Annotated in this window: 20 protein-coding genes and 5 tRNA genes; 6 read left to right on the plus strand and 19 right to left on the minus strand. The window is 70.5% G+C overall.

Features of this window, described 5'->3' with window-relative positions; genetic code table 11:
• Positions 1 to 46: 46 nt before the first annotated feature.
• Positions 47 to 1,702: a DAK2 domain-containing protein gene (locus ACIQWG_RS17620; RefSeq protein ID WP_404096210.1), complete on the minus strand. Its 1,656-nt coding sequence runs from the start codon at positions 1,700 to 1,702 to the stop codon at positions 47 to 49.
• A gap of 255 nt (positions 1,703 to 1,957) precedes the next feature.
• Between ACIQWG_RS17620 and rpmB the strand changes: the two genes are divergently transcribed.
• On the plus strand, positions 1,958 to 2,143 hold the full coding sequence (rpmB, locus tag ACIQWG_RS17625; RefSeq protein WP_003993230.1) for a 50S ribosomal protein L28: 186 nt from the start codon (positions 1,958 to 1,960) through the stop codon (positions 2,141 to 2,143).
• Between the two features lie 102 nt (positions 2,144 to 2,245).
• Here rpmB and thiD read toward each other — a convergent pair whose 3' ends face one another.
• Entirely contained in the window at positions 2,246 to 3,037 is a 792-nt protein-coding gene (gene thiD, locus ACIQWG_RS17630; protein WP_404096213.1) for a bifunctional hydroxymethylpyrimidine kinase/phosphomethylpyrimidine kinase, read from the minus strand.
• Complete coding sequence (locus ACIQWG_RS17635; protein WP_393510132.1) at positions 3,034 to 4,002, minus strand: thiamine-phosphate kinase; 969 nt, start codon at positions 4,000 to 4,002, stop codon at positions 3,034 to 3,036. The genes thiD and ACIQWG_RS17635 overlap by 4 nt, the downstream gene beginning before the upstream one ends.
• A gap of 206 nt (positions 4,003 to 4,208) precedes the next feature.
• Between ACIQWG_RS17635 and ACIQWG_RS17640 the strand changes: the two genes are divergently transcribed.
• Together ACIQWG_RS17640 and ACIQWG_RS17645 are read left to right on the plus strand one after the other, a co-directional pair.
• Positions 4,209 to 4,442: an Lrp/AsnC family transcriptional regulator gene (locus tag ACIQWG_RS17640; protein WP_404096216.1), complete on the plus strand. Its 234-nt coding sequence runs from the start codon at positions 4,209 to 4,211 to the stop codon at positions 4,440 to 4,442.
• A gap of 20 nt (positions 4,443 to 4,462) precedes the next feature.
• Positions 4,463 to 4,972 (plus strand): DUF3515 domain-containing protein, encoded by a 510-nt coding sequence (locus tag ACIQWG_RS17645; protein WP_404096219.1) that lies wholly within the window; start codon positions 4,463 to 4,465, stop codon positions 4,970 to 4,972.
• Positions 4,973 to 4,984: 12 nt separating this feature from the next.
• Here ACIQWG_RS17645 and ACIQWG_RS17650 read toward each other — a convergent pair whose 3' ends face one another.
• The 3 genes from ACIQWG_RS17650 to ACIQWG_RS17660 form a co-directional block, all read right to left on the minus strand.
• Complete coding sequence (locus ACIQWG_RS17650; RefSeq protein ID WP_404096221.1) at positions 4,985 to 6,142, minus strand: D-alanine--D-alanine ligase family protein; 1,158 nt, start codon at positions 6,140 to 6,142, stop codon at positions 4,985 to 4,987.
• A gap of 69 nt (positions 6,143 to 6,211) precedes the next feature.
• Positions 6,212 to 7,222 carry an NAD(P)H-dependent glycerol-3-phosphate dehydrogenase gene (locus tag ACIQWG_RS17655; RefSeq protein WP_404096224.1) on the minus strand — a complete coding sequence of 337 codons (1,011 nt, stop codon included), beginning with the start codon at positions 7,220 to 7,222 and terminating at the stop codon, positions 6,212 to 6,214.
• The gene (locus tag ACIQWG_RS17660; RefSeq protein WP_404096227.1) at positions 7,219 to 8,037 is read right to left on the minus strand and encodes a lysophospholipid acyltransferase family protein; all 819 of its coding nucleotides are present in this window, start codon (positions 8,035 to 8,037) and stop codon (positions 7,219 to 7,221) included. Before ACIQWG_RS17660 ends, ACIQWG_RS17655 begins: the two co-directional genes overlap by 4 nt.
• A 169-nt stretch (positions 8,038 to 8,206) precedes the next feature.
• Here ACIQWG_RS17660 and cofC point away from each other — a divergent pair, with 169 nt between their 5' ends.
• Together cofC and ACIQWG_RS17670 are read left to right on the plus strand one after the other, a co-directional pair.
• On the plus strand, positions 8,207 to 8,902 hold the full coding sequence (cofC, locus tag ACIQWG_RS17665) for a 2-phospho-L-lactate guanylyltransferase (RefSeq protein ID WP_404096230.1): 696 nt from the start codon (positions 8,207 to 8,209) through the stop codon (positions 8,900 to 8,902).
• A 10-nt stretch (positions 8,903 to 8,912) separates the two neighbouring features.
• Positions 8,913 to 9,116 (plus strand): hypothetical protein, encoded by a 204-nt coding sequence (locus ACIQWG_RS17670; RefSeq protein ID WP_404096233.1) that lies wholly within the window; start codon positions 8,913 to 8,915, stop codon positions 9,114 to 9,116.
• 75 nt (positions 9,117 to 9,191) lie between these two features.
• On the opposite strand, the gene ACIQWG_RS17675 is transcribed toward ACIQWG_RS17670, so the two are convergent.
• From ACIQWG_RS17675 to leuC, 4 genes are all read right to left on the minus strand, one after another.
• Complete coding sequence (locus tag ACIQWG_RS17675; protein ID WP_404096235.1) at positions 9,192 to 9,833, minus strand: HU family DNA-binding protein; 642 nt, start codon at positions 9,831 to 9,833, stop codon at positions 9,192 to 9,194.
• Between the two features lie 137 nt (positions 9,834 to 9,970).
• Positions 9,971 to 10,201 (minus strand): hypothetical protein, encoded by a 231-nt coding sequence (locus ACIQWG_RS17680; protein ID WP_393510159.1) that lies wholly within the window; start codon positions 10,199 to 10,201, stop codon positions 9,971 to 9,973.
• 287 nt (positions 10,202 to 10,488) lie between these two features.
• Complete coding sequence (gene leuD, locus ACIQWG_RS17685; RefSeq protein ID WP_404096238.1) at positions 10,489 to 11,082, minus strand: 3-isopropylmalate dehydratase small subunit; 594 nt, start codon at positions 11,080 to 11,082, stop codon at positions 10,489 to 10,491.
• Positions 11,083 to 11,088: 6 nt separating this feature from the next.
• Positions 11,089 to 12,519: a 3-isopropylmalate dehydratase large subunit gene (gene leuC, locus ACIQWG_RS17690; RefSeq protein ID WP_404096241.1), complete on the minus strand. Its 1,431-nt coding sequence runs from the start codon at positions 12,517 to 12,519 to the stop codon at positions 11,089 to 11,091.
• Positions 12,520 to 12,721: 202 nt separating this feature from the next.
• Here leuC and ndgR point away from each other — a divergent pair, with 202 nt between their 5' ends.
• Entirely contained in the window at positions 12,722 to 13,438 is a 717-nt protein-coding gene (gene ndgR / locus ACIQWG_RS17695; RefSeq protein WP_031485194.1) for an IclR family transcriptional regulator NdgR, read from the plus strand.
• A 243-nt stretch (positions 13,439 to 13,681) separates the two neighbouring features.
• Here the strand turns inward: ndgR and ACIQWG_RS17700 are convergent.
• The 9 genes from ACIQWG_RS17700 to ACIQWG_RS17740 all read right to left on the minus strand — a co-directional run bounded on the left by ACIQWG_RS17700 (position 13,682) and on the right by ACIQWG_RS17740 (position 19,651).
• A tRNA-Glu gene (locus ACIQWG_RS17700) sits at positions 13,682 to 13,754 on the minus strand.
• Between the two features lie 28 nt (positions 13,755 to 13,782).
• Positions 13,783 to 13,854 (minus strand) — tRNA-Gln (locus tag ACIQWG_RS17705).
• Between the two features lie 20 nt (positions 13,855 to 13,874).
• Positions 13,875 to 13,947: transfer RNA gene (locus ACIQWG_RS17710), tRNA-Glu, on the minus strand.
• A 29-nt stretch (positions 13,948 to 13,976) separates the two neighbouring features.
• Positions 13,977 to 14,049, minus strand: a tRNA-Glu gene (locus tag ACIQWG_RS17715).
• Between the two features lie 36 nt (positions 14,050 to 14,085).
• Positions 14,086 to 14,157: transfer RNA gene (locus tag ACIQWG_RS17720), tRNA-Gln, on the minus strand.
• Positions 14,158 to 14,247: 90 nt separating this feature from the next.
• Positions 14,248 to 14,979: an HAD family hydrolase gene (locus tag ACIQWG_RS17725; protein WP_404096244.1), complete on the minus strand. Its 732-nt coding sequence runs from the start codon at positions 14,977 to 14,979 to the stop codon at positions 14,248 to 14,250.
• A gap of 36 nt (positions 14,980 to 15,015) precedes the next feature.
• Positions 15,016 to 17,229, minus strand: a complete 2,214-nt coding sequence (locus tag ACIQWG_RS17730) for a hypothetical protein (RefSeq protein ID WP_404096247.1) — start codon at positions 17,227 to 17,229, stop codon at positions 15,016 to 15,018.
• A gap of 168 nt (positions 17,230 to 17,397) precedes the next feature.
• Positions 17,398 to 18,882: a glutamate--tRNA ligase gene (gene gltX / locus ACIQWG_RS17735; protein WP_404096248.1), complete on the minus strand. Its 1,485-nt coding sequence runs from the start codon at positions 18,880 to 18,882 to the stop codon at positions 17,398 to 17,400.
• Positions 18,866 to 19,651: a fumarylacetoacetate hydrolase family protein gene (locus ACIQWG_RS17740; RefSeq protein WP_404096251.1), complete on the minus strand. Its 786-nt coding sequence runs from the start codon at positions 19,649 to 19,651 to the stop codon at positions 18,866 to 18,868. Before ACIQWG_RS17740 ends, gltX begins: the two co-directional genes overlap by 17 nt.
• Positions 19,652 to 19,686 lie beyond the last annotated feature (35 nt).

Consider the following 19,686-nt stretch of genomic DNA (forward strand, 5'->3'; position numbering starts at 1 on the left):
CCGCAGGACTCACTAGACGCCGTAGGCCCAATCGACGCCGTAGGACTCACTCCACGCCGATGAGCAGCGGCGCCCCTTGCCGTCCGCCGCGGTACACCACCGTGTCGACGGCGAGATACGACTCGCGCACGCGCGCTTCGAGGTGCTCGGCGATGGACTCGGGCGCCTCGTCGCCGAGGACGAGGGTGACCAGTTCGCCGCCCGCCGAGAGCATGCGGTCCAGGACGGTCTCGGCGGTGGCGGTGACATCGGTGCCGATCACGGCCACGTCGCCGTCGATGAGGCCGAGGACGTCACCGGCCTGGCAGATGCCGGCCATGGTCCAGGACTGGCGTTCGGCGACGGCGACCTCGGCGTAGCGGGTCGCGCCGGCCGCCGAGGTCATCGACACGACGTCCTCGTCGAAGCGGCGCTCCGGCTCGTGCACGGCGAGTGCCGCGATGCCCTGGACGGCGGAGCGGGTGGGGATCAGCGCGACCCGGATGCCCTCGGCACGGGCCTGCTCGGCCGCCGCTGCGGCGGTGTGGCGCAGCTCGGCGTCGTTCGGCAGCAGCACGACCTCGCGCGCGTGGGCCCGCCGTACGGCCTCCACCAGCTCCCCGCTCGCGGGCGGCTCCCCGGGACGCGCCAGGACGGTCGTCGCGCCGGCCTCGCCGTACAGCCCGACCAGGCCTTCACCGGGTACGACGGCGACGACGGCCCGCTGGACCCGTTCCCGGCGCGACCGCTCGCCGGTGGTGTGCGCGTCACCGGCCCCGAAGTGGGTGATCCGGATCCGGTACGGCCGCCCGGCCTCGACGCCGGCCTCCACGGCGGCTCCGGCGTCGTCGACATGCACATGCACGTGCCACAGTCCGTCACCGCCGACGACCACGAGCGAGTCCCCGAGACCGTCGAGCCGTTCCCGCAGGCGTGCCACTGCCGCGTCCTCGGCCTCCAGGAGGTAGATCACCTCGAAGGCGGGGCCGCCCGCCTCCACGACGTCGGCACACTCGTCGACGACCGCGGCGATTTCGCCGGGCACGCGCGCGTGCACCGCGGAGACCCCCGCGACCGTCTCGCCCGTGAACGTCTCCACCAGCGCGCCCAGCACCGCGACCAGCCCCCGCCCACCGGCGTCGACCACACCGGCGCGCTCCAGGACCGCCAGCTGTCCCGGCGTCGCGGCCAGGGCGGCGCGTGCCCCCTCGTAGGCGGCCCGCGCGACCGCGCCGCAGTCCCCCTCGGCCCCGTCGGCCGCGTCGGCGGCGGCCGAGGCGACCGTGAGGACCGTGCCCTCGACGGGGTGGGCCACGGCCAGGCGCGCGGAGTCGGCGGCCCGGCGCAGCGCGAGGCGCAGACCTGAGCCGTCGGTGTGAACCGTCTCACTGTCGGCGGCGAGCACCTGGGCCATGCCGCGCAGCAGCTGGGCGAGGATCGTCCCGGAGTTGCCCCGGGCCCCGATCAGGGCGCCGTGGGCCATCGCGTGCGCGGCGTCCGCCAGGGTGGGCTTGCCCACCTCGTAGGCGGTGAACACGGCCTCCACGGCCGCGACCGCCGACTCCACGGTCAGGTACAGATTGGTCCCGGTGTCCCCGTCGGCCACGGGGTAGACATTGATCGCGTCGATCTCCTCGCGCGCCCGTCCAAGTGACTCCAGCGCGAGACCGCACCAGGTGCGCACCGCGAGAGCATCGAAGAACGTCTGCGGCACCTGCGCCACCTGCGCCTCCTTGAGCTGCCGACCGTGGCACGCAGCGTAGACCCAGGGCCGGTGCGCACCGGAAGTGGGCCGGGAGCGGGCTCGTGAGCAGCCATGGTAGTTTCGTTGGACTGGCGCAGTCGTTGTATGCTGCTCCGGTTGCCCGATGAAAATCGGGCCGTCCCCTGGCAGCGCCACTCAGATCTCTCATCGTAGATCTCGATCCCGGCATGCCGGGATTATCCGTAAGAGCATCTGAAGTCTTTGGAGTGACCCGTGGCTGCCAACTGCGACGTCTGCGGCAAGGGGCCGGGCTTCGGCAACAACATCTCGCACTCGCACCGCCGTACGTCCCGTCGCTGGAACCCCAACATCCAGCGCGTCCGTACCGTGGTCGGCGGGACGCCGAAGCGCGTGAACGCCTGCACCTCGTGCATCAAGGCCGGCAAGGTCTCGCGCTGACGCCCACAGCTTCGCGCGCGGCCACTGCTGGTTCGCTGCATTGAGCCGGTCCACCCTAGGGTGGACCGGCTTCTTGCTGTGCCCGGTCGGCGGCCCGAGCGGCTACGAGCCCGCGCGGAACCGCCAGCCGTGATCCACCGGCCCGATCCCCCCACCGAGCGCGAACCCGGCCTTGATCGCCCCGGTGACGTACTCCTTGGCCGCCGTGACCGCAGCCGGCACGGACAGGCCCTTCGCGAGTCCTGAGGCGATCGCCGAGGCGAGCGTGCAGCCCGTGCCGTGGGTGTGCCGGTTGTCGTACCGGGGAGCCCGCAGCCAGTGCTCCGTGGAGCCGTCGGTGAGCAGGTCCACGGCGTCCCCGGTCAGATGGCCGCCCTTGATCAGCACCCAGCGCGGCCCGTGGGCCAGCACCGCCGCGGCGGCCTCGGGCAGCTGCTCCTCGGACGTGACCCGCACGCCGGTCAGCTGCGCCACCTCGTCGAGGTTCGGCGTCGCCACGGTCGCCACCGGCAGCAGCTTCGTACGCACCGACGCGAGCGCGGAGGACGCCAGCAGCGAGTCGCCGTGCTTGGAGACGCCGACCGGATCGATCACGGCGGGCGCGTCCGTGCCGCCGATCAACTCGGCCACCGCCTCGACGAGTTCGGCCGAGGCGAGCATGCCGGTCTTGATCGCCTGGACGCCGATGTCGTCCACGACGCTGCGGTACTGCGCCCGCACCGCCTCCACCGGCAGTTCCCAAGCACCCTGCACGCCGAGGGAGTTCTGCGCGGTGACCGCGGTGATCACGCTCATGCCGTGCACGCCGAGCGCGAGCATCGTCTTCAGGTCGGCCTGGATGCCCGCGCCGCCGCCGGAGTCGGAGCCCGCCACCGTGAGGACATTGGGGATCATGACTCGATGTCCCCTCCGAAGTGGTCCCAGCCGCCCTTCCTCGTCCAGGGCGCCCCGTCCACCGTGACCTGCGGCAGCGCCGAGGGGTTGAGGACCTCGCCGATGACCTTCCAGCGGGCCGGAAGCTTCACGTCCGGCGGGAAGGTCGCCACGATCGCGTGGTCCTCTCCCCCGGTCAGCACCCACTGCATGGGGTCGACGCCGACGGCCTGTCCGATGTCGTTCATCTGGGTCGGGATGTCGATCGCGCCCGAGCGGATGTCGATCCGGACCTTGCTGGCCTCCGCGATGTGCCCGAGGTCGGCGATCAGACCGTCACTCACGTCGCACATCGCGGTCGCGCCCAGCCCGGCGGCGGCCGGACCCGCGTGATACGGCGGCTCGGGGCGCCGGTGTGCCTCCACGAAGGCGCGCGGCGAGCGGAAACCCCGGGCCAGCACGGCGTATCCGGCCGCCGACCAGCCCAGCCAGCCGGTCACGGCGACGAGATCGCCGGGCTGCGCGCCCGCCCGCGTGACGGGCTCCTGGTTGCGCAGATCGCCGAGCGCGGTGATCGACACCATGATCGTGTCACCGCGTACGACGTCCCCGCCGACCACCGAGGCACCGGCCACCTGGCACTCGTCGCGCAGGCCGTCCATCAGCTCGCTCGGCCAGGTCACCGGGAGTTCGGCCGGCACCACGAGGCCGAGCAGCAGCGCGGTCGGCACCGCGCCCATGGCGGCGATGTCCGCGAGGTTCTGCGCGGCGGCCTTGCGGCCGACGTCGTAGGCCGTGGACCAGTCGCGGCGGAAGTGCCGTCCCTCCAGCAGGATGTCGGTGCTGGCGACCACCCTGCGGTCGGGCGCGGCCACCACCGCGGCGTCGTCGCCGGGGCCGACCCGGACCGCCGGGGTGGTGGTGAGACGGGAGGTGAGCTCCCTGATGAGCCCGAACTCACCGAGCTCACCAACAGTGCCCTTCATTGCCCTTACGCCCCTTCTGTCCCTGTCCGCACCCGGTCGCGCGTCCCTACTGTCCCCGATACCGTCGAGGTGTACGTCAACTTGCGGCGTCCCGGCCCCACGGCGCGGGGACCCTGGCCACCGAGGGTCTCCCCGTGACGAGCGGCGACGCGATACCGTGGCGTTCCTTTTCCCCACATGATCCTCGTGGCCGCCCTGGAGGTTCCGTGGTACAGGCGTACATCCTGATCCAGACGGACGTCGGCAAAGCGTCGACCGTCGCCGAGACGATCAGCAAGATCCCTGGAGTCATCCAGGCCGAGGACGTCACCGGACCCTACGACGTCATCGTGCGCGCACAGGCCGACACCGTCGACGAGCTGGGTCGCCTGGTGGTCGCGAAGGTCCAGGGGGTGGACGGCATCACTCGCACCCTGACCTGCCCGGTCGTACATCTGTAGCCCCCGTCTACCCTTGGCCGGTGAACTCTTTCCGTCACCGGCACATTTCTGTCATCGGGCTGCCCGTGCTCGTCCTGCTGATCGCCGCGACGGGCTGCTCATCAGCAGACGGCAGCGCGTCGGCGGCGGTTCCCAGCCCCGGCGCGACCACCGCCGCGCTGTGCCGGAACCTGGACGAGGCACTGCCGGCCAAGGTTGACGGTGCCGACCGTCGGGACCCCTCGCCCGCGTCCTCGCTGACCGCGGGCTGGGGAGACCCGGCGATCATACTGCGGTGCGGTGTCGTACGGCCGACCAAGATGAGCGATCCCAAGGTGGCCGAGGGCAGGGACGAGGACGCGGTGGCCGGCGGGGTGAACGGCGTCCGGTGGCTGATGGAGGAACAGGGCGACGGGGGTTACCGCTTCACCACCGCGCTGCGCCGCGCGTATGTCGAGGTCAGCGTGCCGAAGGGGCGGGACAGCTCGAGCGTGCTGATCGATCTGGCGTCGGCCGTCAAGAAGGCGATCCCCGCGGGGATCGCCGACTGAACCGTACGGTTCCTACCGAAGCCCGGTGGAACGCCTCAAGGCGGCCCGGATCAAACGGTCCACCAGGTCCGGATAGCTGATCCCGCTCGCCTGCCACATCTGCGGGTACATCGAGATCGGCGTGAAACCGGGCATCGTGTTGATCTCGTTGATCACGAACTCCCCGTCCTCGGTGAGGAAGAAGTCCGCCCGCACCAGCCCCTCGCAGGAGGCCGCCTCGAAGGCGTCGACGGCCAGGCGCTGCACCTCGGCCGTCTCCTCGGGCGTCAGGGGCGCCGGCACGAGACCGGGCGTGGAGTCGATGTACTTGGCCTCGAAGTCGTAGTACGCGTGGGCGTCCGGCGGCGGGATCTCGGCCGGTACGGAGGCGCGCGGGCCGTCCTCGAACTCCAGCACCCCGCACTCGATCTCCCGGCCGCGCAGGGCCGCCTCGACGAGGATCTTCGGGTCGTGCCGCTGGGCCTCGGCGATCGCGTCGTCCAGGCCCGACAGGTCCTCGACCTTGGTGATGCCGATCGACGAGCCCGCGCGTGCGGGCTTCACGAAGAGCGGCCAGCCGTGGTCGCCGGCGAGATCGATGATCTTCTTGCGGGCCGCGGGCTCGTCCTGCTCCCACTCGCGCGGCCGGATCACCACGTACGGGCCCACCTTGAGCCCGAAGGAGGTGAACACCCGCTTCATGTACTCCTTGTCCTGGCCGACGGCCGAGGCGAGCACACCGGAACCCACGTACGGCACCCCGGAGAGCTCCAGCAGACCCTGGAGGGTGCCGTCCTCGCCGTACGGGCCGTGGAGCACCGGGAAGACGACGTCGATCTCGCCCAGCGCCTTGGGCACCGATCCGGGCTCGGCGTAGACGACTTCGCGGTTCGCCGGGTCGACGGGGAGCACCACGCCGCCCTCGCTCGACTCGGCCAGCTGCTCGACGCTGGGCGTACGGCGGTCGGTGATCGCCATGCGTTCCGGGTCGTCGGCGGTGAGCACCCAGCGGCCGCTCTGCGTGATGCCGATCGGCAGGACGTCGTACTTCGTCCGGTCGATCGCGCGCAGTACGGCGCCGGCGGTGACCATGGAGATCCCGTGCTCGGAGCTGCGGCCGCCGAACACGACGGCCACACGCGGCTTGCGCTGCGGCTGGTCTGGGCTCTGGGGGAGGTTCTCGGTGCTCATATCGCGATGAGCGTACCCGCCCGTAGGGTCCGAGTCAGCGTCCGGAGGGTGGCGTTCCCTCGGCGTCGCTCACCGTCGTTCCGGCTTGGCGCTGCGCGACATCAGCTCCTTCAGCGCGACCACGGGCGGCTTGCCCTCGTGGACGATGTCGACGACCGTCTCGGTGATCGGCATCTCCACGCCGTGCCGGCGGGCCAGATCCGCCACCGACTCGCAGGACTTGACGCCCTCGGCGGTCTGCTTGGTGACGGCGATGGTCTCCTGGAGGGTCATGCCCCTGCCGAGGTTGGTGCCGAAGGTGTGGTTCCGGGACAGCGGCGAGGAGCAGGTCGCCACCAGGTCGCCGAGGCCGGCCAGCCCGGAGAACGTCAGCGGGTCGGCGCCCAGCGCGATCCCGAGCCGGGTCGTCTCGGCGAGGCCGCGGGTGATCAGCGAGCCCTTGGCGTTGTCGCCGAGGCCCATGCCGTCCGCGATGCCTACGGCGAGGCCGATGACGTTCTTCACGGCTCCGCCCAGTTCGCAACCCACCACGTCCGTATTGGTGTACGGGCGGAAGTACGGCGTGTGGCAGGCGGCCTGGAGACGCTGGGCGACGGCCTCGTCGGTGCAGGCGACGACCGCGGCGGCCGGCATGCGGGAGGCGATCTCACGGGCCAGGTTGGGGCCGGTGACCACGGCGATGCGGTCGTGGCCGACCTTGGCGACGTCCTCGATGACCTCGCTCATCCGCATGGTGGTGCCGAGTTCGACGCCCTTCATCAGCGACACCAGGACCGTGCCCGGCGCCAGCATCGGCGTCCACTCGGCGAGGTTGGCGCGCAGGGTCTGGGAGGGGACGGACAGCACGGTGAAGTCGGCGCCGGCCATGGCCTCGGCGGGGTCGGTGGTCGCCCGCATGCCCTGCGGGAGCTCCACGCCGGGGAAGTAGTCGGGGTTCGTCCGGGTCGAGTTGATGGCCTCGGCGACCTCGGGGCGGCGGGCCCACAGGGTGACCTCGCAGCCGGCGTCGGCGAGGACGATGCCGAACGCCGTGCCCCACGAACCGGCACTCAGGACTGCCGCCTTGACGGGCTTGCTCACGTGCCCTGCCCCTCTTCCTGCTCGGCCTTTTCCTGCTCGGCCGTTTCGTGCCCGGCCTTCGGCTGTGTCTGCCCGTTGTTCTGCGCGGCGGTCCTGCGACGCTGCTCGATGCGCTCCTGGCGGGGGTCGTACGGCGTCGTGGGCGCCTTCTCGCCGCGGATCTGCTCCAGCTGGAGGGTGATGGCGGCCATGATGACCTCCGTCGCCTCCTTCAGCAGCTCCGGGGACATCTCCTTGTCGTAGAAGCGCGCCAGGTCCACGGGCGGGCCCGCCAGGACCTGGTGGGTCTTGCGCGGAAGGAGGTTGAGCTTCTTGGCGTACGGCGGCAGCAGTTCGTTGGCGCCCCACTGCGCGACGGGGATCACCGGGCACTTCGTCTGGAGGGCTACGCGGGCGGCACCGGTCTTGCCGGTCATGGGCCACTGATCCGGGTCCCGGGTGATGGTGCCCTCGGGGTAGAACGCGACGCACTCGCCGCGTTCCACGGCCTCGATCGCGGCGCGGAAGGCGCTCAGCGCGTCGGTGGTCTCCCGGTAGACCGGGATCTGCCCGGTGCCCCGCATCGCGGCGCCGACGAATCCCTTCTTGAAAAGCCCGCTCTTGGCGAGGAATCGCGGAACGCGGCCGGTGTTGTACTGAAAGTGCGCGTAAGCGAAGGGATCGATGTGCGAATTGTGGTTCACCGCGGTGATAAATCCGCCCTCGGCCGGAATGTGCTCCATTCCACGCCAGTCCCGCTTGATCAGAACCACCAGCGGCGGTTTGCAGATCACCGCGGCGAAGCGGTACCAGAAGCCGATTCTGCGGCGGGGCACGCGTGCACCTTCCTCTAGAGATCAAGGACGTCGGGCCTGGAGGCCGCACAAGTGTCGCCCCAGGCCGCCGGTCTGTCGAGAACACCGTACGCCTCGCCGACCCGACCGCCAGATGGCCCCGGTGACGGCTGAGTGACAATGACCGCGACTAGAGAGGGACGGAACACTGGTGCAGTGGACCTTGGTCGTACCCCTGAAGCCCTTGGCACGGGCGAAGAGCAGGCTTTCCGACACCGCGGCCGACGGGCTGCGCCCCGGCCTGGCGCTCGCGTTCGCCCAGGACACCGTGGCGGCGGCCCTGGCCTGCCCCGCCGTGAAGGATGTGGCAGTCGTCACGGACGACGCGCTGGCCGGGCGTGAGCTGGGCGCACTTGGCGCGCACGTCGTCCCCGACGAGCCCGCCGGCGGCCTGAACGCCGCGCTGGCACACGCGGCGACGGTCGTACGCGCGTCCCGCCCCGACGGCCCGGTGGCGGCCCTGAACGCGGACCTCCCGGCCCTGCGGCCACTGGAATTGGCCAAGGTCCTGGATGCGGCGGCGGAATTCCCACGGGCTTTTCTCGCGGACGCGGCGACAATCGGCACGACTCTGCTGACCGCAGCCCCCGGAAATGAATTGCTGCCCGCGTTCGGCGAGGATTCCCGGGCTCGCCACCGCGCCTCGGGCGCGGTGGAACTTCACCTCGACGCAGTGGACTCGGTACGCCAGGACGTGGACACCGGCGAGGATCTGCGGGCCGCGCTCGCCCTGGGCGTGGGCCGAAGAACGGCGGCGGCGGTGGCCCGTCTGCGGCGTCCCGAAGGGGCACGGGAATCCGCGCGACCGGCCCCCACCGCGCCGCACCCGACCAGCAACCCGTCGTAGGGTGACAGTCATGCAGGCCACCGCATACACCTACGACGCCGAAACCCGCACCGGCAGCGTCCTCCTGGACGACGGCACCCCCGTCGACTTCGACGCCCCCGCCTTCGACGCCGGAGGCCTGCGGCTGCTGCGCCCCGGCCAACGGGTCCGTATCGAGACCGAGGGCGAGGGCGGGACCCTGCGCATCACGCTGGTGACCCTCCAGACCCTCTGAACCGCACCCCCGAACACGCCGCGGGCCGGGCTCCCCATGGAGTCCGGCCCGGCGCGTGAGTGCCCCTGTGCGGTCCTACCTGCTGCGCGTAGCCCTCTTCGCGGTGGACTTGCGAGCCGTCGACTTCTTGGCGGGCGCCTTCTTGGCGGTCGCCTTCTTCGCCGGGGCCTTCTTGGCCGTCGCCTTCTTGGCGGTGGTCTTCTTCGCCGCGGTGGCCTTCTTGGCCGCCGTCGTGGTCTTCTTCGCCGGAGCCTTCTTCGCGGTGGTCTTCTTGGCGGCGGCCGTGGTCTTCTTGGCCGTCGTCTTCTTCGCGGTGGTCTTCTTCGCCGCGGCCTTGGTGGTCTTCTTCGCGGCGGCCTTCTTGACCGTCGCCGAGGCACCACCGGTCAGGCTGCCCTTGGGCGCCTTCTTGACGGCGACCTCGCCGCCCCGCGGGAGCTTCTTCGAACCGCTCACCAGGTCCTTGAAGCCCTGACCGGCGCGGAAGCGCGGAACTGAGGTCTTCTTGACCCGAACCCGCTCGCCGGTCTGGGGGTTGCGGGCGTACCGAGCCGGGCGGTCGACCTTCTCGAACGAACCGAAGCCGGTGACGGAAACCCGCTCACCCGAGACGACCGCGCGGACGATCGCGTCCAGTACGTGGTCGACAGCATCGGCGGCCTGCTGGCGGCCGCCCATCTTGTCGGCAATCGCTTCTACGAGCTGCGCCTTGTTCACGTCTTCCCCTTCGGAGACATCGCCAGAACGAAAGTGTTCAAGCTTTTTCGCACGTTAGGCAGATATATACCGCAAATCAAACACGAAACGGGCTAATCACCCTTGTGCCGCAACAGACTCGACCGTCTCGAAGGTGTTCAGCGTTCCTCTTCGGGGAATCGCCCCGCGTCGAGATCCGCCATGAACCGCTCCAGACGCCTTGTCGCTTCGGCGACGTCGTGCTTGGCCGCGGCCGTAATGACCAGCAGCTTCCGGGTCAGCGCCATCCGTACGCCCTCCGGGACTTGCAGTGCGCGCACTCTTGTGTGCGCTTCCTTCAGTTGGCCCGCGACCGCCGCATAGAGCTCGAGTTGGCCGTCGTGTTCCATGCACAGATTGTGCCATCTGGGGCGAGTTGTCGCCTGCCAGGGGTGCAACTCCGGCCTCGAATGGCCTTCCGGGCACTTGCGGAAGCCACGGACACACCACTCGCGTACCCCGGCAACACCCCCCGTAACGTGGGAAGTTGGGGCGGGCCCGCCGGCGACGCAGGGCCGTTCGGGTGCAGACATGCCAGTACCCCCGATCGGGCTGATCGGGGGTACTGAAGGGGCGTTGCGGTGTCCGAAAGTCGCCTTGCGCGCGGACCCGGCCGGCGGCTGGAGCGGTTTTCGGCTCAGCCCTGGAGCGTGCGCGGCTTGAACGACGGCCGCTTCGCCTCGTAGGCGGCGATGTCGTCCTCGTTCCGGAGGGTGATCGAGATGTCGTCGAGGCCGTTCAGCAGCCGCCAGCGGGAGTTCTCGTCCAGCTCGAAGGCGGCCGTGATGCCCTCGGCACGCACCTCGCGGTTCTCCAGGTCGACCGTGACCTCGGCCTGCGGGTCCCGCTCGGTGAGCTCCCACAGCGCGTCCACGATCTTCTGCTCCAGAACCACCGTGAGCAGGCCGTTCTTGAGCGAGTTGCCGCGGAAGATGTCGGCGAAGCGCGAGGAGATGACGGCCTTGAAGCCGTAGTTCTGAAGCGCCCAGACGGCGTGCTCACGGGAGGAGCCGGTGCCGAAGTCGGGACCGGCGACCAGGACCGTGGCGCCCTGCCGCTCGGGCTGGTTGAGGATGAACTGCTCGTCCTTGCGCCAGGCCTCGAACAGCCCGTCCTCGAACCCGTCCCTGGTCACCTTCTTGAGCCAGTGAGCAGGGATGATCTGGTCGGTGTCGACGTTGGAGCGGCGCAGCGGGACGGCCCGGCCGGTGTGCTTGGTGAATGCTTCCATGACTGATCAGACTCCAGCGGGCGTACGGGTCTCGACGTCGGACAGATCGGCCGGGGAGGCCAGGTGGCCCAGGACCGCGGTGGCCGCCGCGACCTGCGGGGACACCAGGTGGGTACGACCGCCCTTGCCCTGCCGGCCCTCGAAGTTGCGGTTGGAGGTGGACGCGGAGCGCTCACCGGGGGCCAGCTGGTCCGGGTTCATGCCCAGACACATCGAGCAGCCGGCGTGCCGCCACTCGGCGCCGGCCTCCTTGAAGACGACGTCCAGACCCTCGGAGACGGCCTGGAGACCGACCCGCGCGGAACCGGGGACGACCAGCATCCGTACGCCGTCGGCGACTTTGCGGCCCTTCACGAGTTCGGCGGCGGCGCGCAGGTCCTCGATCCGCCCGTTGGTGCAGGAGCCTACGAAGACGGTGTCCACCTTGATGGCGCGCAGCGGCTGACCGGCCTCCAACCCCATGTACTCCAGGGCCTTTTCGGCGGCGAAGCGCTCCGAAGCGTCTTCGTACGAAGCAGGATCGGGGACGGACGCCGAAAGCGGTGCGCCCTGGCCGGGGTTGGTGCCCCAGGTGACGAACGGCGACAGCTCGGCGGCCTCGATGACGACCTCGGCGTCGAACTCGGCGTCCTCGTCCGTCTTCAGCGTCTTCCAGTACGCGACGGCGGCGTCCCAGTCCTCGCCCTTGGGGGCGTGCGGGCGGCCTTCGAGGTAGTCGAAGGTGGTCTGGTCGGGGGCGATCATGCCCGCGCGGGCACCGGCCTCGATCGACATGTTGCAGATGGTCATCCGGGCCTCCATCGAGAGCTTCTCGATGGCGGAGCCGCGGTACTCCAGGACGTAGCCCTGGCCGCCGCCGGTGCCGATCCGGGCGATGATCGCCAGGATCAGGTCCTTGGCGGTGACGCCCTCGGGCAGCTCGCCGTCGACCGTGATGGCCATGGTCTTCGGGCGGGTCATGGGCAGCGTCTGGGTGGCCAGCACATGCTCGACCTGGGAGGTGCCGATGCCGAACGCCAGACCGCCGAAGGCGCCGTGCGTGGAGGTGTGGGAGTCACCGCAGACCACGGTCATGCCGGGCTGGGTCAGGCCCAGCTGCGGGCCGACGACGTGCACGACGCCCTGCTCGACGTCGCCCAGCGGGTGCAGGCGCACCCCGAAGTCGGCGGCGTTCTTGCGCAGCGTCTCCAGCTGGACCCGGGAGACCGGGTCGGCGATGGGCTTGTCGATGTCGAGGGTCGGGGTGTTGTGGTCCTCGGTGGCGATGGTCAGGTCGAGCCTGCGCACCTGGCGGCCGCTCTTGCGGAGGCCGTCGAAGGCCTGCGGGCTGGTCACCTCGTGCAGCAGGTGCAGATCGATGAAGAGGAGGTCGGGCTCGCCCTCGGCGCGCCGGACGACGTGGTCGTCCCAGACCTTCTCCGCGAGTGTCCTACCCATCGCTTTCCCTTCGGCCGGTATACGGTCCGCCGGCCCAACTAGAGATCTTGAGAAGGCGACCTGCGCCCGCGCCCCTGTTTCCGGGCGTCCGCCGCCAGGCCCGTTTCGGTTTACGGGCCGCTCTGCCTTCGTTCTTCCAGAGTGGCGTGTTCCACGGAAAATTGAACTTGCGTTTCACAGAGTGAGACGCGAGTATCGTTTCATGGACAACAGTAGCGGCGTCGGCGTTCTGGACAAGGCAGCCCTTGTCCTGAGCGCCCTGGAGTCCGGTCCGGCCACCCTCGCAGGGCTCGTCTCGGCCACCGGATTGGCACGACCCACGGCCCATCGGCTGGCCGTGGCTCTGGAACACCACCGCATGGTGGCGCGTGACATGCAGGGCCGTTTCATTCTCGGCCCCCGGCTCGCGGAACTGGCCGCGGCGGCCGGTGAGGACCGTCTCCTCGCCACGGCGGGCCCGGTCCTCACCCACCTCCGTGACGTCACCGGCGAGAGCGCACAGCTCTACCGCCGCCAGGGCGACATGCGCATCTGCGTCGCCGCGGCGGAACGCCTGTCCGGCCTTCGGGACACGGTCCCGGTCGGCTCGACCCTCACGATGAAGGCCGGCTCGTCCGCGCAGATCCTCATGGCCTGGGAGGAGCCGGAGCGCCTGCACCGGGGCCTCCAGGGCGCCCGCTTCACCGCGACCGCGCTCTCCGGCGTACGACGCCGCGGCTGGGCCCAGTCGATCGGCGAGCGCGAGCCGGGCGTCGCGTCCGTCTCCGCGCCCGTCCGCGGCCCGTCGAACCGGGTGGTGGCCGCCGTCTCGGTCTCCGGCCCCATCGAGCGGCTGACCCGGCACCCCGGCCGGATGCACGCCCAGGCGGTCATCGACGCGGCGGCCCGCCTCTCCGAGGCCCTGCGCCGCACGGGCTGAGCGGGCCGGCATCGCCGTATTCCCGTCGGCCCCGGACCGGCCTCAACGCCGCGGCCGGTCCCGGACCGACGGAGAGGTCCGCGCCGACCACTGCGGCCCCGCCAGTCGCACAGACCCCAGCAGCCTCACCCACCGGTGAAGGCCCTCCCCAACTAAAGCCGCCCTGGGCGCGGTTGAGGCGAGGGCCACGATGAACGGGAACGACGAAGGCCCCCCACCGAAGTGGAGGGCCTTCACTCTCTGTACCCCCGACCGGATTCGAACCGGCGCTACCGCCTTGAGAGGGCGGCGTGCTAGGCCGCTACACAACGGGGGCGTGGACGCTGCGTTTCCGCAGGCCCGAGCTGGTCTACCTGGACTCGAACCAAGACTAACTGAACCAGAATCAGTCGTGCTGCCAATTACACCATAGACCAAAGTGGTTTAGACCAGTCAGTACCCCCGACCGGATTCGAACCGGCGCTACCGCCTTGAGAGGGCGGCGTGCTAGGCCGCTACACAACGGGGGCCCTAGCAGTTCCGAAAAGATCGGAACCAGTACCCCCGACCGGATTCGAACCGGCGCTACTGCCTTGAGAGGGCAGCGTGCTAGGCCGCTACACAACGGGGGCTTTGCAGATGCTGTGTTAAACCAAAGCGTCTGCGAGCTGGCCTACCTGGACTCGAACCAAGACTAACTGAACCAGAATCAGTCGTGCTGCCAATTACACCATAGGCCACTGGAACGCAAGCCCCTGCGGGGATCTTGTTCTAGTTTGCTCCGTCGGTTCCGGCCTTTCGGCCCGCTCCCCGGCGGCGCAGGAAGAACATTACCTGAAGGTGGACGGGGCTCCAAAACGGGTATCCGCGCCGAGGAGCGCGGGGAGTTCGGCGAGGGAGGCGATCCGGTGCGGTCCGCCGGGACCGTCGTCGCTGGTGTACGCCCCGTCCCGGTCGATCCACACCGACAGCAGCCCGGCGGCCGCTGCACCGCGTCCGTCGATGTCGGGGTGATCCCCGACATACGCCACCTGCTCCGGGGCGAGGTCGAGGGCGGCGCAGGCGGCGTGGAAGGCGCCGGCCTCCGGCTTGGAGACGCCGAGCTCCGCGGCGCACAGGATCGCCTCGAAACGGTCGTGGACGCCCAGCACCCGCAGCTTGCGGTCCTGGACGGTGAGGCTGGAGTTCGACAGCACCGCGTGCCGGTGGCTCGCGGCGAGGACGTCCAGGACGGGCAGGACGTCCGGGAAGAGCGCCCAGGCGGCCTCGTAGTGTCCGACGTAGCGCTCGAACCACGCGTCGGCCTCGGCGTCGGTCAGCTCCGCGCCCAGGAAGGCCCGTACGCGATCACGCCGCTGTCCCTGGAAGGTGCCCTCCCCCGCGGAGAAGCGGGCCCACTGGGCATCCGTGACCTGCCGCCAACGGGCCAGGGCCTGCTCGACGCCCTCGTAGGCGTCGAGCAGGCCCTCGGTCGTCAGATGCGCGCGCATTCCGGTGCGGTCCGCGGTGGTGTAGTCGAAGATGGTGTCGTCCACGTCCCAGACCACGGCCCTGATACTCATGATCCGACGGTAACCCGGACGCCGGGCGGCTGTCCGTCAGTTGACCGTCGTCGTCCCGGTCACGGTGAGGGCCGGTCCCTCGTCGTCGCGGGGCTGGGCGGTCAGTTTCCAGCTGTAGGTGCCGCTGATGCGACGGCCGTCCTCCCCGTAGCCGTCCCAGGAGGGCCGGGCGGCGGCGCCCTTGGTGCCGCCGGTCAGGGTGCGGACCGTCGTGCCGCCGCTGTTACTCAGGGTGAGCGTCCAGTCGGCCGGCTTGTTGAGCTGCCAGACGGGCTGCCAGGGGCTGCTCTTGGTCGGGCCGAACGGCACGGCGTCCGTCTGGGCCTCCATCTGCGCGAGCGGCGAGGCGGGGACCCCGCTGCCGACGATCGACACCTCGCCGAGCGTGCCGTTGAGGTAGGCGACATGGCCGCCGAAGCGGTCGACGGCCCAGCGGCCGTTGCTGCCTCCGGTGTTCCAGTCCGTGGTGGGCAGCTTGACCAGGGCGCGGGTGGCGGCCGTGCCGGTGTGGAAGTCGGTGAGCAGCAGTTCGTGGGTGGTGCGGTTCTCGCGGAGCAGGAAGCCGTCGGCGAGGCGGGCCGGGCCGTGGTCGGCCGGGACCGTGATCTTCCGGCCCGTCGCCCGGTCGTAGACACCGGCGGTGCCGCCGCAGGCCCAGTACAGCCAGGTGTTGACGGCCTGGACGTCGGTGGGGGTGCAGGGGGCGCCGGTGGCGATGGTGGCGACCGTCTGCCCGGTCTTGAGGTGGGTGCCGACGACGGATCCCTGGGCGGTGCCCGGGGTCCACATCACCTGGCCCCAGACGGCGGCGGCGGTGCGGGCGCGGGTGAGGACCGTCTCGCCGTCCGGCGTGCCGTTCGGGAAGTCGACGACCCGCTGGGTGCCGGAGCCGCCGTTGTAGAGGACGTAACGGCCGGTGCCGCCGGGGATACGGCCGCCCGCGTCACCCTCCGTGGGCTCGTTGCGGATGGTCGTGGTGTCGAGGCCGACGTTCAGGACGGACTCCTGGCCGGTGGCGCCGGTCCAGAGGTAGGAGACCCGGCCGTCGCCCGTCGCCTCCAGCTGGGGGCAGGCGGCGTCGCCGGTGAGGCAGGTGCTTGTGCTCAGTGCTGGGCTGCGCGGGGTCTGCTGACCGGTGGGCCTGCCCGTCGCGTCCAGCTGGAAGCTGTTGTACCGCACGGAGCTTCCGACGGTCGTGCTGCCGTACAGGAACAACTCGCCGCCGGCGAGGGCGAGTCCGTGGACGCCGGTCGCCGTGGCGGGGACCTGGGCGACCTTCTCGGTGGCGGTACCGCCGCCCTCGGTGGGCGTGATGCGGTGGACGTTCCAGTCGAGGCTGCTCGGTCCGGCGGTGGCGAGTGCGCCGCCGTCCAGGGTCGGGCCGATCCCGCCGAAGGACGAGCTCAGGACGGTGGTATCGGCGCCGGTCACCAGGGACCGGGCGGTCAGCGCGGCCTCGGTGCCGCCCAGCACGAAGTCGGGGTTCCCGAGCAGGAGTTGGTCGCCGACCACGGCTTCGAGCCGGACGGCCCAACTGGGAATGGCCGTCGGCTGGGTGCCGGGCTCCGCGTCGACCCGGATCGACCTCCAGTCGGCAACGAGCCAGCGGTCGTTGAAGACGACCTCCGGGTTCTGCTGCACACCGGTGACGTACGAGCGGAAGGCACCGTCCGCGAGATCGAGGAGGCCGACGGAGTACGCGCCGTCCAGCCGGTAGACGACCGCGATCCTGCGGACCGAGCCGCCGATGACGTAACCGGTGGGCTCAGCGCCCTCCGGGAGGCCGGTGACCGGCAGGTCCGTCGTGGTGCCGTCGGCGGCCGCGCGCAGCACGTGCACGGCGCCGGCCGTGTCCCGGGTCCACACGCTCCAGCCGACGGCGCCCTGGTAGGCCTGGCCGGACGGGATCGCGAGGGTGACGCTCGCGCCCGTGGAGCGGTGCTTCTGGGTCGCGGTGGTGCCGCTGACCGTGGTGATGACGTCGGTGCCGGTGGCCAGGTCCCCCGGCCCGGGGTTCGCGGGCGGCACGAAGCCCGGGTAGTCGACCCAGGTGCTGTTCCCGCCGCTGACCGGGCTGTACCGGAACCCGGAGGCGCCCGCCCAGAGGTACCGGATCTCCTGCCGCTTCTCCGAGGTGAGCCGTACCGTGCCCACCGGGGCGTCCGCGGCCTGTGCCGGCGTGATCGGCAGGGCACAGGTCAGTGCCAACGCCCCGCCGATCGCGACCGAGGCAAGTCTTCGTGAACGCATCACGTTCCCCTCCCGTACTACTGGGTGCACACGCGCGTCATGCGCACAGGGAGGATCCAACGTCCGCACAGGAAGCGGCGGTTGGCCGGAGGGGTTAACTCCGGGTGACGGCTGAGCGGACATGCGAAGGGCGGCGTCCGAACCGGACGCCGCCCCCCTGTGAACGCGCTATGCGGCCAGCTTCGCCAGCGCCGCGTCGATCCGGGCCAGGGTCTTCTCCTTGCCCAGCACCTCCAGGGACTCGAACAGGGGCAGCCCGACGGTGCGGCCGGTGACGGCGACGCGGACCGGGGCCTGGGCCTTGCCGAGCTTGAGGCCGTGCGCCTCGCCGGCGGCCAGGACGGCGTCCTTGAGGGAGTCCGGCGAGGACCAGTCGGCCGCCTCCAGCTTCTCGCGGGCGGTCGTCAGCAGGGCGTCACTGCCCTCCTTCATCGCCTTCGTCCAGGAGGCCTCGTCCGACACCGGCTCCGTGAGGAAGAGGAAGTCGACGTTGTCCGTGATCTCCGACAGGACCCTCAGCCGGGTCTGCGCGTGCGGCGCGATGGCCTGCCACTTGACCTCGTCGAAGGCCTCCGGGGCCCAGGGGGCGAACGGGGCCTGGAGCCACGGGCGGCAGCGCTCGGTGAAGTCCTTCGCGTCGAGCATCCGGATGTGGTCGCCGTTGATCGACTCGCACTTCTTGAGGTCGAAGCGGGCCGGGTTGGGCTGCACGTCCGAGACGTCGAAGGCCGCGACCATCTCGTCCATCGTGAAGATGTCCTGGTCCGCGGAGAGCGACCAGCCCAGCAGGGAGAGGTAGTTGAGCAGCCCCTCCGGCAGGAAGCCACGCTCGCGGTAGAGGTTCAGCGAGGACTCGGGATCGCGCTTGGAGAGCTTCTTGTTGCCCTCGCCCATCACGTACGGCAGATGCCCGAAGGCCGGGATCTGCTTGGCGATGCCGAGCTCGGTCAGCGCCTTGTACAGGGCGATCTGCCGGGGCGTCGAGGAGAGCAGGTCCTCGCCGCGCAGGACGTGGGTGATCTCCATCAGGGCGTCGTCGACCGGGTTCACGAGCGTGTAGAGGGGCGCCCCGTTGGCTCGTACGATCCCGTAGTCCGGGACGTTCTCCGGGGTGAAGGTCAGCTCGCCGCGGACCAGGTCCGTGAAGGTGATCGTCTCGTCGGGCATGCGGAAGCGGACGATCGGCTCGCGGCCCTGCGCCTTGTACTCCTCGACCTGCTCGGCCGTGAGGTCGCGGCAGTGGCCGTCGTAGCCCGACGGCCGGCCGGCCGCACGGGCCGCCTCGCGACGGCTGTCCAGCTCCTCCTGGGAGCAGTAGCAGCGGTAGGCGTGGCCGGCCTCCAGCAGCTTGGCCGCGACGTCCTTGTAGAGGTCCATGCGCTGCGACTGGCGGTAGGGCGCGTGCGGGCCGCCGACCTCGGGGCCCTCGTCCCAGTCGAAGCCCAGCCAGCGCATCGCGTCGAGCAGCTGGGTGTAGGACTCCTCGGAGTCGCGGGCCGCGTCGGTGTCCTCGATGCGGAAGACGAGGGTGCCCTGGTGGTGCTTGGCGAACGCCCAGTTGAACAGGGCGGTGCGGACCAGGCCCACGTGGGGGTTACCGGTGGGCGAGGGGCAGAAACGTACGCGGACGGGTGCGCTAGCCACGCTTGACAACCTTGTTGGTGAGAGTGCCGATGCCTTCGATGGTGACGGCGACCTCGTCGCCGACGTTGAGCGGGCCGACCCCTGCCGGGGTGCCCGTGAGGATCACGTCGCCGGGGAGCAGCGTCATGGCCTCGGAGATGTTGACGATCAGGTCCTCGATGGAGTGGATCATCTCGCTGGTGCGGCCGAGCTGGCGCTGCTCGCCGTTGACGGTGAGCTGGATGGTCAGGTCGGACGCCTTCTCCAGGTCCAGGTCCGTCTCCACCCAGGGGCCCAGCGGGCAGGAGCTGTCGAAGCCCTTGGCCCGTGCCCACTGCTTCTCGCGCTTCTGGACGTCCCGGGCGGTGATGTCGTTGGCGCAGGTGAAGCCGAAGATCACGTCCTTGACGCGCTCACGCGGGACCTCGCGGCACATGCGGCCGATGACGACGGCCAGCTCGGCCTCGTGGTGGAGGTCCTCGGTGAAGGACGGGTACTGGATCTCGTCGCCGGGGCCGATCACCGCGGTGGACGGCTTGAAGAAGGCGAAGGGGGCGTCCGGCACCTCGTTGCCGAGTTCGCGGGCGTGCTCGGCGTAGTTGCGGCCGAAGGCCACGACCTTGTTGGGGAGCACCGGCGGCAGCAGCCTGACCTTGCTCAACGGGACCTTGGTGCCGGAGAGCTCGAAGTCCGCGAACGGGATGCCCTTGATGATGTCGAGGACGAGCTCGTCCGGCCTGTCGCCCTCGACCGCGCCGAAGGCGACGTTCCCGTCGATGGAGAATCTGGCGATGCGCACGGGATGCTGCGCCCCTCACTTGAGCCGGCTGGAGT

Source organism: Streptomyces sp. NPDC098781, from assembly GCF_044759995.1.
Taxonomy (GTDB): domain Bacteria; phylum Actinomycetota; class Actinomycetes; order Streptomycetales; family Streptomycetaceae; genus Streptomyces.

Bases quoted from the DNA above. Each gene is read 5' to 3' on its own strand.
- thiD (WP_404096213.1), bottom strand. From the start codon at position 3,037: ATGATCCCCAATGTCCTCACGGTGGCGGGCTCCGACTCCGGCGGCGGC.
- ACIQWG_RS17635 (WP_393510132.1), bottom strand. From the start codon at position 4,002: ATGAAGGGCACTGTTGGTGAGCTCGGTGAGTTCGGGCTCATCAGGGAG.
- ACIQWG_RS17650 (WP_404096221.1), bottom strand. From the start codon at position 6,142: ATGAGCACCGAGAACCTCCCCCAGAGCCCAGACCAGCCGCAGCGCAAG.
- ACIQWG_RS17670 (WP_404096233.1), top strand. From the start codon at position 8,913: ATGCAGGCCACCGCATACACCTACGACGCCGAAACCCGCACCGGCAGC.
- ACIQWG_RS17680 (WP_393510159.1), bottom strand. From the start codon at position 10,201: ATGGAACACGACGGCCAACTCGAGCTCTATGCGGCGGTCGCGGGCCAA.
- leuD (WP_404096238.1), bottom strand. From the start codon at position 11,082: ATGGAAGCATTCACCAAGCACACCGGCCGGGCCGTCCCGCTGCGCCGC.
- leuC (WP_404096241.1), bottom strand. From the start codon at position 12,519: ATGGGTAGGACACTCGCGGAGAAGGTCTGGGACGACCACGTCGTCCGG.
- ndgR (WP_031485194.1), top strand. From the start codon at position 12,722: ATGGACAACAGTAGCGGCGTCGGCGTTCTGGACAAGGCAGCCCTTGTC.
- ACIQWG_RS17725 (WP_404096244.1), bottom strand. From the start codon at position 14,979: ATGAGTATCAGGGCCGTGGTCTGGGACGTGGACGACACCATCTTCGAC.
- ACIQWG_RS17730 (WP_404096247.1), bottom strand. From the start codon at position 17,229: ATGCGTTCACGAAGACTTGCCTCGGTCGCGATCGGCGGGGCGTTGGCA.